At 60.9% G+C, this 16,524-nt stretch carries 8 protein-coding genes and 1 tRNA gene; 2 read left to right on the top strand and 7 right to left on the bottom strand.

The window, feature by feature from the left end:
• Positions 1-1,466 precede the first annotated feature (1,466 nt).
• Positions 1,467-4,397, bottom strand: a complete 2,931-nt coding sequence (locus AC6LJ2_RS12115) for a DEAD/DEAH box helicase (RefSeq protein WP_006385461.1) — start codon at positions 4,395-4,397, stop codon at positions 1,467-1,469.
• A gap of 2,356 nt (positions 4,398-6,753) precedes the next feature.
• Positions 6,754-6,830 (bottom strand) — tRNA-Pro (locus tag AC6LJ2_RS12110).
• Between the two features lie 154 nt (positions 6,831-6,984).
• On the opposite strand from AC6LJ2_RS12110, the gene AC6LJ2_RS12105 reads away from it, so the two are divergent.
• Positions 6,985-8,340, top strand: a complete 1,356-nt coding sequence (locus AC6LJ2_RS12105) for an MFS transporter (RefSeq protein ID WP_263911524.1) — start codon at positions 6,985-6,987, stop codon at positions 8,338-8,340.
• A 64-nt stretch (positions 8,341-8,404) separates the two neighbouring features.
• Here the strand turns inward: AC6LJ2_RS12105 and pstB are convergent, their stop codons facing one another.
• The 5 genes from pstB to ppk1 all read right to left on the bottom strand — a co-directional run bounded on the left by pstB (position 8,405) and on the right by ppk1 (position 14,690).
• A complete protein-coding gene (gene pstB / locus AC6LJ2_RS12100) occupies positions 8,405-9,181 on the bottom strand; it encodes a phosphate ABC transporter ATP-binding protein PstB (protein ID WP_006221056.1) in 777 nt (258 codons plus the stop codon).
• 47 nt (positions 9,182-9,228) lie between these two features.
• On the bottom strand, positions 9,229-10,083 hold the full coding sequence (pstA, locus tag AC6LJ2_RS12095) for a phosphate ABC transporter permease PstA (RefSeq protein WP_175194414.1): 855 nt from the start codon (positions 10,081-10,083) through the stop codon (positions 9,229-9,231).
• A gap of 26 nt (positions 10,084-10,109) precedes the next feature.
• The gene (gene pstC / locus AC6LJ2_RS12090; RefSeq protein WP_175194411.1) at positions 10,110-11,126 is read right to left on the bottom strand and encodes a phosphate ABC transporter permease subunit PstC; all 1,017 of its coding nucleotides are present in this window, start codon (positions 11,124-11,126) and stop codon (positions 10,110-10,112) included.
• 136 nt (positions 11,127-11,262) lie between these two features.
• The gene (pstS, locus tag AC6LJ2_RS12085) at positions 11,263-12,303 is read right to left on the bottom strand and encodes a phosphate ABC transporter substrate-binding protein PstS (RefSeq protein WP_263911519.1); all 1,041 of its coding nucleotides are present in this window, start codon (positions 12,301-12,303) and stop codon (positions 11,263-11,265) included.
• Positions 12,304-12,614: 311 nt separating this feature from the next.
• Positions 12,615-14,690, bottom strand: a complete 2,076-nt coding sequence (gene ppk1, locus AC6LJ2_RS12080) for a polyphosphate kinase 1 (protein WP_263911518.1) — start codon at positions 14,688-14,690, stop codon at positions 12,615-12,617.
• Between the two features lie 221 nt (positions 14,691-14,911).
• Between ppk1 and ppx the strand changes: the two genes are divergently transcribed.
• Positions 14,912-16,399 carry an exopolyphosphatase gene (gene ppx, locus AC6LJ2_RS12075; RefSeq protein ID WP_263911516.1) on the top strand — a complete coding sequence of 496 codons (1,488 nt, stop codon included), beginning with the start codon at positions 14,912-14,914 and terminating at the stop codon, positions 16,397-16,399.
• Positions 16,400-16,524: the final 125 nt, after the last annotated feature.

Below are 16,524 nucleotides of genomic sequence, written 5' to 3'. Positions count from 1 at the left end.
GCTTGGCACCCGCATCGGCCTCCTTGAGCACGCCGATGATTTGTTCTTCCGTGAATCGTTTCTTCATTGCCATTCCTTTGGGAACGGACTCTACATCGATTTCGTACTAATCACGGGGAGCAGGTCATCACTATTTCAAAGATCAAAAACGACTACTAGAGCACGACGGCATGACTCATCTCATGCGCCGGGATTGGGGCCCCAAGACCGAGCAAGCCGTACAAAACGTTATCAGGCTTCTACCTGTAGGGCACGGTGTTACTTACAGCCTTCAGGAAGGAGACGAATCCGTTTAAGACCGCGGTGCATTGAACGGCCGCTCCCGGCAAGATCGAACGTCCCTTCCGGGTCGAAATCGGCCTGTCGCCAACGCAGTCCAAGCCCGCGGAGGTCATGCAGCCCAGCGTATTGGGCGTGGCCGCATGGCCGATACCAGACCACGCCAGCAGTGTGCCGGACAAGCTCAGGTCGCCACGAGCAAGGGCTCCATGCCGAACAAATAGCGGCCCCGTTTGAAGTTGAGACACAAAATCAAACCTCCACAGACAGAACGCCTGCGATAGGCCACGCGGGGACTGACGCAAGTCACCAGACAGCGGCTCGAGGCCGGTTTTACGTGCGCTCACCCGCCTGAAGTTCCGAAATGCTCCCAGAAAATCACCTACATACGCGGACTGTTGCCATCGCAAGCTGTGATCCCTCCGTACCGTACCTACATGAAGGAATGTACGGTACGCAACTTTCCCAGGTACGACCGTACCTCGCTCGGAGCCGAGACCACCGACATCAGGTGAAGGTTCGGGCTGGTGAATTCCGCCTGGCAAGAGATAAGGTAGTCCCTGCCAAAGCCGAGATTGCTCCTCCCCTCTACTGCGCGCTAACCTCGTCGCGCCCCTATATCTCATGCGAGCGCCCCCGTGAAGAGTCCTGCCGACCATAAAGCCGATTTTGCGGAAAATGACGAACGATTTTTTCGACTCGTTCCTCCAACAGCGGACGAACTCACAGTAATACTGAAAGGCCACCTGCTAGTCGAGGAACAACTGCGCGCCATCACCCGTTCGTCAGTCGCCAACCCTCGCTACTTTGACGAAGCGAAGCTCACATTCTCTAATGCCTTGTGCTTGGCAAGAGCAGTCGCCGGACACTTTAATGAGGGCGCATGCTGGGTTGCTGCGGAGCAACTCAATACGGTTCGGAATAAGATCGCCCACAGAGCCGAACCTGGACCAGTCGCCGCACTCCTCGACAGGTTTTATTCAGTGTGCGAAGCGGAGAGCCGCTGGTCCGCCTGGTCTTCGGCACCGCGAAGCACAGCAAAGCTTTCCCAGTACATTTGTTGCGTCTGGGCCACCTTCGACGCGCTGCGAGCGGTTGTACAAGTTTGTACAAAAACCACGTCAGCATTGCGCCCACGCCCTTAAGTTTCCCCTGACAAAGTCAGCGCCACCTTATGGAAGCCCCGGCTATGCGTTCACCAGCCACTTCCCAACGGCCGCGCCCCCTCTTTTTACGTAGTCAATGCTGAAGGCCATAAGATCAGCGAGGTGGGCATCAATCTGTGCTTTCGAAATCCCTGGCTGCACGCCATAGATGGCGAAACTGACTTTGTCCGCGCTCCGGTTCAGCAAGATTTCTTGCAACATTGCAAGATTGCCGACCTTGAAGACTGACGGACGCCTATGCCGCCTTTCATTTATCCGATGCTCCACATGCTCGACCAACACACGGGATTCGCAATAAACAACTGACTTTAGTAGCTGGCAGGTGACTTCGTAGACGTCGTCAACACGGGCACCATTTGGTTCGCCCCCAGCTCCCTTGCAGTGATACAGACTCACGAGGACTCGGTCGTCTTCTTCTCGCGTGACCGCGACGTAGTCGGCGGCCTCCCCAGTCCTGTGGTCATATACGAGGACCTCGAGATTTTCCTTCGCCCTGATCCACAATTCCAAATGTCTGTGGACAGTCATTCGTTCGGGATCATCGGCGTCAAACTCTCTACCGATCTCGCAGCCATCCCACCCAGGGTTCTCGACGTCCTCATCAAGAAGCCGATTGCTGGCCAGCTTTGGAGGCGGGTAGCAGTTCACCCCTTCGAACGATGACTTGTCGGCTGCGTAAAAGATTGGAGGGTGCATAGAAAGCCACTGGTCAAAATCCAACCAGTCATCGTGCGTGCTAGATATTTCGACTTCCCAACCAGCGCCGCGCTGTCGAAACAATGCGCCCCCGGCTAAAGACATGCGGTAGGGCACCGCATCTGAGTCCGAGACGATTTCGAAATGCATGCCATCAGGTCCTGAGGCGAATGACGAGAGCTCTAGATCAGTGATTTGGCGATAGAGCCACTGCAGCTGCCCAACACGTCGATATCTCAACCGATGCGCCTGCTTGTAGGCATTGCGCGACCAACTTCCACCAATAACAACATCTGGGATTCGCCGCAACGTCCGCGAATGCTGGACGAGATCTAGCTGAGACTCTGCTAGCGTTTCGTCGCCATTCAAGCGATTGTTCAGCTTCGATATCCAGTCAAGGTATTGCGATATAGAGAGACGTTGATTGCTCCATATACGCGAGTTACTGCTTGCTCCGATGGTTTCACGCTCGCCATCTTCCAATCCACTACCAAAGTAATGTCCTTGTACGTAGGCGCGCCCATCGCCCGGCGTGACCGCTCGCTCAGCACGAGGTCCAGTTAGCATGCGATAGGATTCTGCTTGCGAATTTACGGCCGTGTTACGCAAGCCAACAGCGTAGAAGCGCATATCCGTAAGGCCGGCGCGCGCACGGATGGTCTCCTCGAAGCTCAAAGGTCTATGGTGATCCTTGGCCACGACCTGCATTAGTGCGATATATAAGCGATCTGTTCTACGAGTGGAGCCGATGAAGCACAATCGTGTAGCAGCGTTGTAGGCCAGCAGGAAAACGTCGTGTCGTACATTTACAAGCACGTCAGCAGTCGCCCAGTTCGGCGGCTCATTGTCGACGGTCAAAAGCAGTGTGATCAATCCATCATCCGAGATCCACTGCTTAGCCAAGTGAAGCCTTCGCCCTATCAATGCCTCAAACAAAGTGAAGTCCGGGGCCACGTCGCACTGAAAGATTCGAGCATGGGCATATAGCTCAAATGACATTGGCGACACGGCGTCGTAGTCCGAGACTGTCTGCCTCTTCGGCTTCAAGATCTCCAAGATTGATTCATCGGCAGCCCCTTCGGCGAGCTGACGCCTCGCCTCTTCGTCGATAAGGGAAGCGGTGTCCACTCCCTCTTGAAAGAGCCTTGCGGTGGCATCTTGCAGACGACTCACAGTCGACACTAAAGTAGCGTTGCCCGTGCGTTCATCGTTTGTTCGCGCGAACCGACCTATGAACTGTATCGTTGGAACTAGGGAGCGGTGCGGCGCATGGAGTGCTGCGATCTTCAGCTTTGGAAAGTCATAGCCCTCCCCGAACATGTCAACGCAGACTATTCCCTCCAGCTCCCCCTGGAGCAAGGAGACCTCCAGTTGCTCCTGCCTCCGTTTGGAAATTCCGCTGTCGATCGCTTCTACCCTCGCCCCCAGCCCGGCGTAAATCCCCGTCAGCTTCCTAGCAGCGGATATCGAGGATGCTCGCGCAAACAGTCGATGGTCGAATCCTTGCGCCTGATCTTCCCGCAGCTGTGCAATCGCCACCCTTGCGATGGAAAGGTCCACCTCGTCCTCATCGTGATCGTTATGCACAGGCGCTGGACGAAAGGAGACGCTCCCAAACGCTTGTTCGCGAGACGCCTTGGAAACTGGATAGCTATATGCCAGACGACCCGGAATTGCCTTTTTATCGCGCCTGAATGGAGTAGCCGTCAAGAAGACAAACTTGGCGCGGGAGTAGTGACCGAGATACGCACTCCAAGTGTCTGCTGGAGCATGGTGCGCCTCGTCAAAGATAATCAAATCAAATAGATCTGCGGGACTTACGGGCTCCAGGACCGGCGATGTGCTCGCTGGCGTGGACACGACCACATCGAAAGTTCGAAAGGCAAGCCATTCATCGGCGCTCAATGGCCTGCCCTTCTGTGGGTGTACATGAGGATTTCCTGCCTCCGCCGGTAAGACCTTGAGCTTGCGTAGCGTCGACAGTTCGCCGAAGTGAGCCGAGGTCTGTCGTCTCAGCACATCCGTGGGTTCCACCACCAGCACACGGTTTGAGCCCAACAAAAAAGGAAGCGCCATGATCACGGCAGTCTTCCCATATCCAGTCGGCAAAGACACTATGGCCGGCTCGTCGTAGACCGAAAAGTGGGCCGCCACTGAATGAAGAGCGCCCAACTGGCCTGGCCTAAAACCCGAGTTCGGACTGCTAATGGGTTTCAAAGCCAGCATGTGGCTATGTTCAATGAAGAAATCGGCCACGTCCCCCTCCCGGAATGAACTAGATGACCAATTGTTACTTCAAAGAACATAACAAGCCAGCCTAATTTTTGAGACCTACTCCGAATTATTGCCGCTTCAGGTCTGATGGTCTTCTTTATTGCGCCCTTCGGAACGAGCGATGTTATTCGCGACCCAAAGGCCGAATGCGATAACAGCCACAAGTACTCCGAGCATCACCGTAGTACCCAAGTCCATACGCTTTTCTCCACAAACACAGCCCTATCGGTACGCCTGATGATAGCAATCACCGCCGGATATGAACTGAGAATCCGCAGCGCAACGCAACATCGTTCGTAACAGGAAACCCGTTGGGATCCTGCTGGGTTCCTACTCGGTTAACCGCCGGTTCCCACATCAAAACCTAGAGCGGCACTCGACCAATTGGGTTCTGACACACGACGTAAAGGAGCGCGCTGTGCCCCAGCACAGTTGCTCAGATCTTGAGGTCCATGAGCGCCGCTGACACAGGATCCATGGCCCTCCTCATAGGAGAAATACCCACGAAGCGAGGGAAACTGAGAGCCTGTAGCGGAAACCCAGCAGGTTATGGCCAGGTTTTACTTTCGAACCCAGTGCAAACCGGATGCAAAGCTACCAATCCCAATCCCATTCCCAATCCCAAATCTTTTACTGGCTACGCCAGTGTCAACAGCGTCTGCGCCGCTGTCTGACCTGATAAGCCACAATAGTCCGGACCAATTCCAGATGGGACGCCCTCGTAGATGCAGTGATGGTCCTTAGACGCGTCCACAGCCCGCATGAGCGATCGAAACACTTCGGGTGACGGGGTAGCAGCCACATTAGAGTCATTGCAGCCCAGAGCGCGTTCTGCGCGGCCTCGCGCTCCGTTTCTGAAACGCGAGTCGAATCTCCGAATTTTTGCCTTGCAGGGTCTAGAAGACGGTTGGCGCCGTGCAAAAGAAAGTGGGCAAGTCGGAGGGTGTGGCCAGAATCCTGTATTGCACAATCCAACGACTCCGCTCGCTAGAACGTGAGACCGCCGAGCCAGCCTTCCCTTTTGTCCATGGCAAGAATCGATGCCCACCGGGGCGCCAAGCTTCCCCGCACATTCGGAATATTTGATAGGGGATTTTGATAGGGTGTTTGAAAAGGGCTTTGACTGATGGCGTCGACACTTGATCTCTACGCCAGCCAAGCACTCCGGATCTGTTCGATGGCCCACAACCGGACAGCCGCCCCGCTCCTCGCCCACCGTCAGTGAAGCTGGAACAATCAACGGCTCATGATGTTCCAGACGTACGTGACTGGGGTGGCAACTGTCCGGCGCCGGCGTCTCAAGGTGGGAGTTATTTTTGCAACGCCACGAGCCGGACTCTTTTGACTGGGAACTGTTTGCCAGGCCGAGATACTCAAATACCCTGTCGGCAATTCAAGCCACTAACTTCTCCGCGACATGAACCGCGCTTGGTCCAGCCATTGCCGACCTTTTTGCTGCGACCCACGTTCCGTGTTTCTGAGCAATAATCGCGCCCCACGCTCCTTCGGTGCAGCAGGATCCACCAAGGCCGCCCCCCCCCACGATTCACGAGTGCGGACGGTTGCGGCGGGGTGAAATCTACGGACCGGCGGACGAGATTCAGCGCCTCATACGCGGAATCGCGGCCAGCCCGGTGTCGACTTAGCGAAATAATCTGTTAGCCGCCTGAAAGACTCCGTGCCCTGTCGCAGCCACTCAGATATTGCGCTGGCAACTATATTGCGCTGGCAACTCCTACTTCCATTGTCGAAAGGGCACCCCTCGTATCAGTACTAGGTTAAAGGATGCCCTATCCCCTCATTCCCGTACTAGGCCAAGTCTCCGCAGTTCGGGTCGGATAGACCGTCGACTTTGATTTCTCTCAGCGCAGCTCAGAGCGCATTTGACACTGAGGTGTGCAGTATGGTCTCAGTGCAATGCACACAGCACATGCAGAGTACAGGCCGCGAGGATGGAAGGGCCGAGGGGTCGTAACGATTCAACTGTCGCGTGGTGCCGCCGATGCTCTGCGACCTGGGCTCGGAACTCTCGCTTTGCTGCCCCAGCACACACAGCCTCAGATGAAGGGGTTTGGCCTGCCCCAAGCGCAACAGTCCCCAGAACCCACCCAATTGGCCTGATGAGCCTAAAGTGCGGCGAGCTGCCCGCCCCCCCCAATCAAGCAGAGACCCGGCAAGTCCCGAGATGGGCTATTGCCACCGAGTGCACATCCTTGCCTTGATGCCGCCTGAACTTGCTCACCGCCAACTGCAAGTTCGTTGTCCCATATGTTGTCCCATATGCCGAGCAAAGAAAAAGGGTTAGCTCAACGACATTGAGCTAACCCTTTGATTTTATTGGTCGGGGCGGTGGGATTCGAACTCACGACCCTCTGCTCCCAAAGCAGATGCGCTACCAGGCTGCGCTACGCCCCGAGGGTGGCAACTATACCAGATACCGACGCCCCCCAGAAACGCCGCTGCCCGCAAGAGGCCTGGCCAGGCCGGGCCGGGCAATCCCCTGATTGATACCTATATAGTTGAAGCATAAATTAAATTCGATCTTATAACGACATTCATCGGGAAAAACATGGCTACCGCCGCCTCATCTTCCGCCTGGGCCACGCCCTCGCGGACCACCTACACCGTGCTGTTCGTCTGCTGGCTGGCAATCCTGTTCGAAGGTTACGACGTGGGGGTGATGGGCGCGGTGCTGCCCGCCCTGGCCGACGACAAGAGCTGGAACCTGACGCCGATCCAGCTGGGCATGCTGGGCAGTTACGCGCTGGCCGGCATGTTCGTGGGCTCGTTCGCGGTGGGGACGCTGTCTGACCTGCTGGGGCGCCGGCGCATGCTGCTGGCCTGCGTCACGCTGTTTTCGCTGACGATGATCGGAGCGGCCTGGGCGCCCACGCCCACCTGGTTCGCGACGTTCCGCTTCATCGGCGGGCTGGGGCTGGGCGGCGTGATTCCGGTGGCGGCGGCGCTGACCATCGAATATTCCCCGCCGGCCAGGCGAGGCTTCAACTATGGGGTCATGTATTCCGGCTATTCGCTGGGCATCCTGTGTTCGGCGGCGGTGGCCATGGCGCTGCTGCAGCACTGGGGCTGGCGCTCGGTGATCCTGGTGGGCGCGGCGCCGCTGCTGCTGGTGCCGCTGCTGGCGCGCTGGCTGCCCGAGTCGCTGGAATACTTGCTGGCCAAGGGCGACGAAGCCGGCGCGCGCGCCATGGCCGATCGTCTTGGCATCGCGTCGCTGGATCCGTTCCGGCCGCGCGAAGTGACGGGCGAGAAAGCCACCTGGCGCGACGTGATGGCGGCGGTGTTCTCGCCACGCCACCTGCGCGCCACGCTGTGCTTCTGGGGCGCGTTGTTCCTGGGCATGATGCTGGTGTATGGCCTGAACACCTGGCTGCCGCAGATCATGCGCAAGAACGGCTATGACCTGGGGTCCAGCCTGTCGTTCCTGCTGGTGTTCAGCCTGGCGTCCGCCATTGGCGGCCTGGTACTGGGCCAGTTCGCCGACAAGACCGAGCCGCGCAAGATCGTCGCCCTGTTCTTCCTGGTGGGTGCGGTCGGCATCTACTGCCTGACCTACAACAATCCGCTGGTCGTGAATTACCTGTGGGTGGCGCTGGCCGGCGTGGGCAGCATTTCATCTTCGCTGATCCTGACGGGCTACCTGGCGGGCTACTACCCGGCGCATGCGCGCGGCGCGGCCACCGGCTGGGCGCTGTCGTTCGCCCGCATCGGCGCGATGAGCGGCCCCATCGTCGGCGGCTACCTCGCCAGCCTGCAACTGCCGCTGGCGTGGAACTTCATCGCCTTCTCGTGCGCAGCGGTGCTGGCGGCCGTGTTCGTGATCCTGATCCCCGGACGCTATGCGGGCGGCTCCCAGGCCCAGCCCGCCACCCGCCCGCAGACCCTGCAACAGCAGCGATCCTGAAAACGACAACGGCGCGCCTTGCGGGCGCGCCGTCCATGCCCCGGCCGTGCAGGCCGGTGCCCGATCAGCCGAAACGGCCGGTGATGTAGTCTTCGGTTTCCTTGCGCGACGGCTTCACGAAGATCTGGTCGGTCTGGCCGAATTCCATCAGCTCGCCCAGGTACATGTAGGCCGTGTAGTCCGAGCAGCGCGCGGCCTGCTGCATGTTGTGGGTCACGATGACGACGGTGTAGTCGTTCTTGAGTTCGGCGATCAGTTCTTCGATCTTGGCGGTCGAGATCGGATCCAGCGCCGAGCAGGGTTCGTCCAGCAGCAGCACTTCCGGCTTGATGGCCACGCCGCGGGCGATGCACAGGCGCTGCTGTTGGCCGCCCGACAGGCTGTTGCCGCTCTGGTGCAGCTTGTCTTTCACTTCGTTCCAGAGCGCGGCCTTGCTCAGCGCCCACTCCACGCGCTCGTCCATCTCGCCCTTGGACAGGCGTTCGAACAGACGCACGCCGAAGGCGATGTTGTCGTAGATGCTCATGGGGAACGGCGTGGGCTTCTGGAACACCATGCCGACCTTGGCGCGGATCAGCGAAATGTCGGTCTTGGCGGTGAGCAGGTTCTCGCCGTCCAGGATGATCTCGCCCTCGGCGCGCTGGCCCGGATACAGCTCGAACATGCGGTTGAAGGTACGCAGCAGCGTGGACTTGCCGCAGCCCGACGGGCCGATGAAGGCGGTGACCTTCTTCTCCTGGATCGACATGTTCACATTGCGGATCGCATGGAACTTGCCGTAGTAGAAGTTCAGGTTCTTGACCTCGATCTTGTTCTTGACGGCGGTAGCGGTGTTTTCCATTTGGTTTCCCTAGGTCCGGCGCGCCTGGCGCGCCGGCAAAGCGATCTTTACTTGCGGAACATGTTGCGGGCGAGGATGTTGATGCCCAGCACCAGCAGCGTAATCAGGGTAGCCCCGGCCCAGGCCAGGTCGTTCCAGTCCTTGAAGGGGCTGGCGGCGTATTGGTAGATCACGACCGGCAGGTTGGCCATCGGGCCGTTCATGTTGGTCGACATGAACTGGTTCGACAGCGCCGTGAACAAGAGCGGTGCGGTTTCACCCGAGATGCGGGCAATCGCGAGCAACACGCCGGTGATGATGCCGGTCTTGGCAGCGCGATAGCAGACCAGCGTGATCATGCGCCACTTGGGGCAGCCCAGCGCGGCCGCGGCCTCGCGCAGGCTGTTGGGCACCAGCAGCAGCATGTTGTCGGTCGTGCGCACCACCACCGGGATCACCAGGATGGACAGCGCGATGGCGCCGGCCCAGCCCGAGTAATGCCCCACCTGCGCCACGTACACGGCGTAGATGAACAGGCCGATGATGATGGACGGCGCCGACAGCAGCACGTCGTTCAGGAAGCGCGTGGCCGGCGCCAGCCAGCCGCGCTGGCCGTATTCGGCCAGGTAGGTGCCGGCCAGGATGCCGACCGGTGTGCCGATCAGCGTGCCCACGCCGGCCATCATCACGCTGCCGAAGATGGCGTTGATCAGGCCGCCGGTTTGCCCCGGCGGCGGCGTGATTTCGGTGAAGAGCGTGTACGACAGCGCCGGCGCGCCCTTCGTCAGCAGCGTCAGGATGATCCAGAACAGCCAGAACAGCCCGAACACCAGCGTGCCCAGCGAGATGGTCAGCATGATGCGGTTGACCACGCGGCGCCGGCGATACACGCCGTTCTGCATATTGAGTACGGATACAGCCATGTTCTTTTCCTTGGGCTCGCGGCGGGTCAGGTTTTCTTGCCTTCGCCGGCGGACAGGCGAACCAGCAGCATCTTGGCCAAGGCCAGCACGATGGTCGTGATCAGGAACAGGATCAGGCCCAGTTCCAGCAGCGCCGATTTCTGGATGCCGCCTGCTTCGTTGAATTCGTTGGCCAGGGCCGAGGCGATCGAGTTGCCCGGCGAGAACAGCGAGCCGGACCACTTGAAGGCGTTGCCGATCACGAAGGTCACCGCCATGGTTTCACCCAAGGCGCGCCCCAGGCCCAGCATGATGCCGCCGATGACGCCCGACTTGGTGAACGGCAGCACCACGCGCCACATCACTTCCCAGGTCGTGCTGCCCAGGCCGTAGGCCGATTCCTTCAGCATGGCCGGCACCAGTTCGAACACGTCGCGCATCACCGCCGCGATGAACGGGATGATCATGATCGACAGGATCAGCCCGGCGGTGAAGATGCCGATGCCGAACGGCGGCCCGGCGAACATCCCGCCGATGATCGGCACGCTGCCCAGCGTGGCGATCAGGAAGGGCTGCACATATTGCTGGAACACCGGCACGAAGACGAACAGGCCCCACATGCCGTAGATGATCGACGGGATGGCGGCCAGCATTTCGACGGCGGTGCCCAACGGGCGGCGCAGCCAGGTGGGCGACAGTTCGGTCAGGAAGATGGCGATGCCGAACGACACCGGCACGGCAATGATCAGGGCGATGGCCGAGGTCAGCAGCGTGCCGATGATGGGCACCACGGCGCCGTAGTTCTGCTTGACGGGGTCCCAGTCGTTCAGCCACAGGAACGACAGGCCGTACTTGGCCAGCGATTCGCGACTGCCGTAGATCAGGGAAATCAGAATCGCCGCCAGCAGGATGAACACCAGGAAGGCGAACAGGCGGGTCAGGTTCTTGAACAGCGCATCCATCAGCGCGTTTTTATTTTGCTTCATAGGCGAAGGCGTGCCGGTAGTCACGGAGTCCGCCACGCTGGGCGAAAGCGGCACACTATTATCCATTACCGCGCTCATGGATGGACTTTCCTTAGGAAACCTTGGGAGAAACTACGAGACGGTCCGGAAGATCCGCCCCGATTTCCAACCAACCGGAAACCGGGGCAGCGGACCGATGCGGGCGCGGGGCCAGGCCACCGCGCCCATCATCCACTTACTTCCAGACAGCCTTGCCGTCGGCGCTCTTGACTTCGCCCCAGGCAGCGCGGATTTCCTTGGTCACGGCTTCCGGCAGCGGCACGTAGTCCAGGGCTTCAGCCGACTTGGCGCCATTCTTGAAGGCCCAGTCGAAGAATTCCAGCACGGCCTTGCCTTGCGCCGGTTTGTCTTGCGACTTGTGCACCAGGATGAACGTCGCGGCGGTCACGGGCCAGGAATCGGCGCCCGGTTCGTCGGTCAGCACCACGCCCATGCCAGGCGCGCTCTTCCAGTCGGCGTTGGCGGCGGCAGCGGCGAAGGCCTTCTGTTCCGGCTGGACGAACTTGCCGTCCTTGTTCTGCAACTGCGTCCAGGCCAGCTTGTTCTGCTTGGCGTAGGCGTATTCCACGTAGCCGATCGAGTTCTTCAGCTGGCCGACGTAGGCGGCGACGCCTTCGTTGCCCTTGCCGCCTTGACCCACGGGCCACTTGACGGCCTTGCCTTCACCGACTTGTTCCTTCCACTCCGGCGACACCTTGGACAGATAGTTGGTCCAGCCGAAGGTGGTGCCCGAGCCGTCCGAACGGTGCACGACGATGATGTCGGCCGACGGCAGCTTCAGGTCGGGGTTCAGCGCCTTGATGGCGGCGTCGTCCCACTTCTTGATCTTGCCCAGGAAGATTTCGGCCAGGACCTTGCCCGACAGCTTCAGCTTGCCCGGTTCGATGCCGTCGATGTTCACCACGGCCACGGTGCCGCCGATGACGGCCGGGAACTGCAGCAGACCGTTCTTTTCCAGGTCAGCTGCCTTCATGGGATCGTCCGAGGCGCCGAAATCGACGGTCTTGGCGATGATCTGCTGCTGGCCGCCGCCCGAACCGATCGACTGGTAGTTGACCGCGTTGTTGGTGGCTGCCTTGTAGTCCGACGCCCACTTGGCGTAGACGGGGTACGGGAACGATGCGCCGGCGCCGGTCACGTCGGCGGCCTGGACGGCAAACACGGCGGCGCTCAGCGCGACGCCCAGGGAAACTTGTTTGAAGACACGTTTGAACATCTTGGTTCCTTCTGTGCTCGTTAGAGGAGTCTTGGCAGGCTTTCTACTGCCTGTCTTTCAGCGACCCTCGCATCTTAGAAGTCCAACGTGACAGGATAGTGACAGTCACATTCCCCCCCCCGGAGCGCTGCGCGCTTCCCCCCCAGGGGGGCGCCGGTGGCGGACCGGCGTAGCCGGATCCGCGCGGCCCTGCTTGGAAGGGATTGCCTCGAATGAGGCTTTTTGCTCGCGCGGGGAATGGGGGACGGTATGGCGTAGCCCCCCCCCCCCGCGGCTTGGCGGGGACGGGTGTCCCCTGCCCTGGGCTGGGGTTATACGCCCAGCTTCTGCATCAGGTACTGGTGCAGGTTGAACGGCTCGCGGCGGCTCTTGACGCGGACGTAGTCGCCGTCGGCCTGCTGTTGCCAGGCAAGCTGGTTGTCGCGCAGGGCGAAGGTGAAGGCTTCGTCGATGACGCGCTTCTTGAGCGACTTGTCGTAGATCGGGAAGGCGATTTCGACGCGGCGGAAGAAATTGCGGTCCATCCAGTCGGCCGACGACAAGTAGACGGTCTCGGCGCCTTCGGCGTAGAAATAGAACACCCGGGAGTGCTCCAGGAAGCGGCCCACGATCGAACGCACCCGGATGTTTTCCGACAGCCCCGGCACGCCGGCGCGCAGGGCGCAGACGCCGCGCACGATCAGGTCGATCTTCACGCCGGCCTGGCTGGCCTTGTAGAGTTCTTCGATGATCTGCTCTTCGAGCAGCGAGTTCATCTTGGCCATGATGCGCGAGCGCTTGCCGGCCTTGGCCGCGCGGGCCTCGGCGCGGATCAGCGCCACCATGCCGTCATGCATGGTGAACGGCGACTGCATCAGCGCCTTGAGCGAGCGGCGCGCCCCCAGGCCCGTCAACTGCGCAAAGACCTTGTCCATGTCCTCGCACAGCTTGGGATCGGCGGTCAGCAGGCCGAAATCGGTGTACAGGCGCGCGGTGCGCGGGTGGTAGTTGCCCGTGCCCAGGTGGGCGTACCGGCGCAGGCGGCCCTTTTCGCGGCGCAGCACCACGGCCATCTTGGCATGCGTCTTGTGCGCCACCACGCCGTACACCACGTGGGCGCCCACCTCTTCGAGCTTGGAGGCCCAATTGATGTTGGTCTGCTCGTCGAAACGGGCCATCAGCTCCACCACCACCGTCACTTCCTTGCCGGCGCGCGCGGCGGCCAGCAAGATCTTCATCAGCTCGGAATCCTCGCCGGTGCGGTAGATGGTCTGCTTGATGGCCATCACGTCCGGATCCAGCGCGGCGGCGGTCAGGAAATCGATGACGGGCTGGAAGGACTGGTACGGATGATGCAGCAGGCGGTCTTGTTCGGCCACGGCCTCGAACAGGTCGGACGGTTTGTCGCCCACCCGGTCGAACGGCGCCGGCAGCGGCGCACGGTAGTCGGGGAACAACAGGTCCGGGCGGTCGGGCGAGTTGCACAGTTGCATCAGGCGCGACAGATTGACCGGGCCGGGCACGCGATAGGTGTCTTCCGGCTTGAGCGAGAACTCGCGCTGCAGGAAGTTTTCCAGTTCCACCGGTGTGAGCTTGTCGATTTCCAGACGCACGGCGGCACCGAAGTTGCGCTGCGACAACTCACCCTGCAAGGCGTGGCGCAGGTTGGTGACTTCTTCCTCGTCGACGAACAGGTCGCTGTTGCGCGTCACCCGCCACTGGTAGCAACCCAGCATTTCCAGGCCCGGGAACAGCTCGCCGACGAAGGCACGCAGCAGCGACGTCAGGAGGATGTAGCCCTCGGGATGCCCGGACAGCTCGGGCGGCATCTTGATCAGGCGCGGCAGCGCGCGCGGCGCCTGCACCACGGCGATGGACGCCTGGCGGCCAAAGGCATCCGCGCCCGACAGCGACACGATGAAATTCAGGCTCTTGTTGTAGACCCGCGGAAACGGGTGCGCCGGATCCAGCCCGATGGGGGTCAGCAGCGGCATCACGTCGCGGTTGAAGACCTCGCGCGCCCATTCCTGCTGCTGGGGGTTCCATTCCGACGCATGATGCAGGGCAATGCCCTCGGCCTGCAGCGCGGGCAGAATGGCGTCGTTGAGCAATGCGTACTGGCGCCCCACCAGCTCGTGGACCGCCTGCTGGACATTCTCGAACGCCTGGTCCGGCGTCATGCCATCCGGGCCCACCAGGTTGGGCGACTGGCGCTGCTGCTCTTTCAGGCTGGATATCCGGATTTCGAAGAATTCGTCCAGGTTGGAGCTGACGATGCAGACGTAGCGCAGCCGTTCCAACAGGGGCGTCGAAGGATTTTCCGCCATCGCCAGCACGCGGTCGTTGAATTTGAGCAGCGACAACTCGCGATTCAGGAGCAAAGGCTCGGCGGGCGGGCGTGTGGTCATACCGGATTCCATACGTAGGGAGAGCGTGGAGTTTTACTGCAAAAGGGTGACGGTTCTATGACACAGCACTAAAAGCGTAGCGTACGACAAATCCGGGACACATGGCGCACCCGACTTTCGACGCCAACCATATGTTCCATAAGCGAAAACCCGCAGCGGAAGGCGCTGTCACATGGGGTATCTATAATCAGGCCACCTCAAAGCCAATATTGACGAGCCGCATGGATCAACTTCTGGCCGCCGTGGACCTCGGGTCCAACAGCTTCCGCCTCTCCATCGGACGCATCGTTCAGCAGGACGGTACGCCCCAGATTTATCAGATCGACCGCCTCAAGGAAACCGTCCGGCTCGCCGCCGGCCTGGACGCCGACAAGCGACTGGGCGACGATGCCATCGAACGGGCCATCGCCGTGCTGGAACGCTTCGGCGACCGCCTGCGCAGCTTCCACCCCAACCGGGTGCGGGCGGTGGCAACCAATACGTTCCGCGTGGCGCGCAACACCCGTGATTTCCTGCCGCGTGCCGAAGCCGCCCTGGGCTTTCCCATCGAAGTCATTGCCGGCCGCGAAGAGGCCCGCCTGATCTTCTCGGGCGTGGTCCACACCCTGCCCCCCTCCCCCAACAAGCGCCTGGTGATCGACATCGGCGGCGGTTCCACCGAGGTCATCATCGGCAAGGGCCACGAACCCGGCCTGATGTCGTCGCTGTACATGGGCTGCGTCAGCTACAGCCGCCAGTTCTTCTCGGACGGCGTTGTCGATGCCCACCAGATGAAGCTGGCCGAACTGGCCGCCCGCCGCGAAATCGAAGTCATCGCCAAGCAGTACCGCAAGACGGGCTGGAAAGAAGCCTACGGCTCGTCGGGCACCGCCAAGGCGCTGTTCGCCATCCTGACCGAAGGCGGCATGTCCGACCGCGGCATCACCCGCGCGGGCCTGACCAAGCTCAAGGACCGCATCGTGCGCGCCGGCCGGGTGATTCCGTCCGAGTTGCCCGGCATCAAGGTCGAGCGTGCCGACGTGCTCCCCGGCGGCCTGGCCATCATGAGCGCCCTGTTCGACGAACTGGGCATCGATGTCATGCACACGGGCGACGGCGCACTGCGCCTGGGCGTACTGTATGACCTGCTGGGCCGCGACGACGAACACGACAAGCGCGACGAATCGGTGCGCCAGTTCATGAAGCGCTACCACGTCGACGTCAACCAGGCCCGCCGCGTGCACCATGCCGCGCTTAGCCTGTTCGACGCGATGATGCCTGAAGGCCCGGAACGCACCGAACTGCGCGTGGCGCTGGGCTGGGCGGCCGACCTGCACGAAGTGGGCCTGTCCATCGCCCACAACGCGTATCACAAGCACACCGCTTACGTGCTGGAAAACGCCGACATGCCCGGCTTTTCCCGCGCCGACCAGCAATTGCTGGCATTGCTGGCCCTGGGCCACCAGGGCAAGCTGGGCAAGCTGGAACCCCTGGTGCGCACCCGCGCGCAGTGGATGGCCATCCTGAGCCTGCGCCTGGCGGTGCTGCTGTTCCGCCGCCGCGGCGAAATCGAACCCCTGCCCCTGACGGCTTCCGTGCGCAACGATTCGATCGTGGTGCGTGTGAACCGCGATTGGCTCGCGCAGCATCCGCTCAGCGACTTCACGCTGCGCGCGGAAGAAGCCGAATGGTCGAAGGTGGGATTTTCGTTCGAACTGCTGGAATTCTGAGGCAAGCGATGACGCGGGGCGAGCCCCGCGTCACGCTGCGCACGACTCACGCGCGCTAGAACGGCAACAGATCGGTCTGCCGTTCCAGTTGTTTGAGTTCCAGACGGAAGGGCCGCGTGGCCCGC

This window comes from Achromobacter sp. 1014246743 (assembly GCF_059760725.1).
Note: the sequence above shows the minus strand (reverse complement) of the source record. Positions and strands in the feature narration are given on the sequence as shown.

Excerpts from the sequence above, each read along its gene's own strand:
- AC6LJ2_RS12105 (WP_263911524.1), top strand. The coding sequence starts at position 6,985 with ATGGCTACCGCCGCCTCATCTTCCGCCTGGGCCACGCCCTCGCGGACC.
- pstB (WP_006221056.1), bottom strand. The coding sequence starts at position 9,181 with ATGGAAAACACCGCTACCGCCGTCAAGAACAAGATCGAGGTCAAGAAC.
- pstA (WP_175194414.1), bottom strand. The coding sequence starts at position 10,083 with ATGGCTGTATCCGTACTCAATATGCAGAACGGCGTGTATCGCCGGCGC.
- pstC (WP_175194411.1), bottom strand. The coding sequence starts at position 11,126 with ATGAGCGCGGTAATGGATAATAGTGTGCCGCTTTCGCCCAGCGTGGCG.
- pstS (WP_263911519.1), bottom strand. The coding sequence starts at position 12,303 with ATGTTCAAACGTGTCTTCAAACAAGTTTCCCTGGGCGTCGCGCTGAGC.
- ppk1 (WP_263911518.1), bottom strand. The coding sequence starts at position 14,690 with ATGACCACACGCCCGCCCGCCGAGCCTTTGCTCCTGAATCGCGAGTTG.
- ppx (WP_263911516.1), top strand. The coding sequence starts at position 14,912 with ATGGATCAACTTCTGGCCGCCGTGGACCTCGGGTCCAACAGCTTCCGC.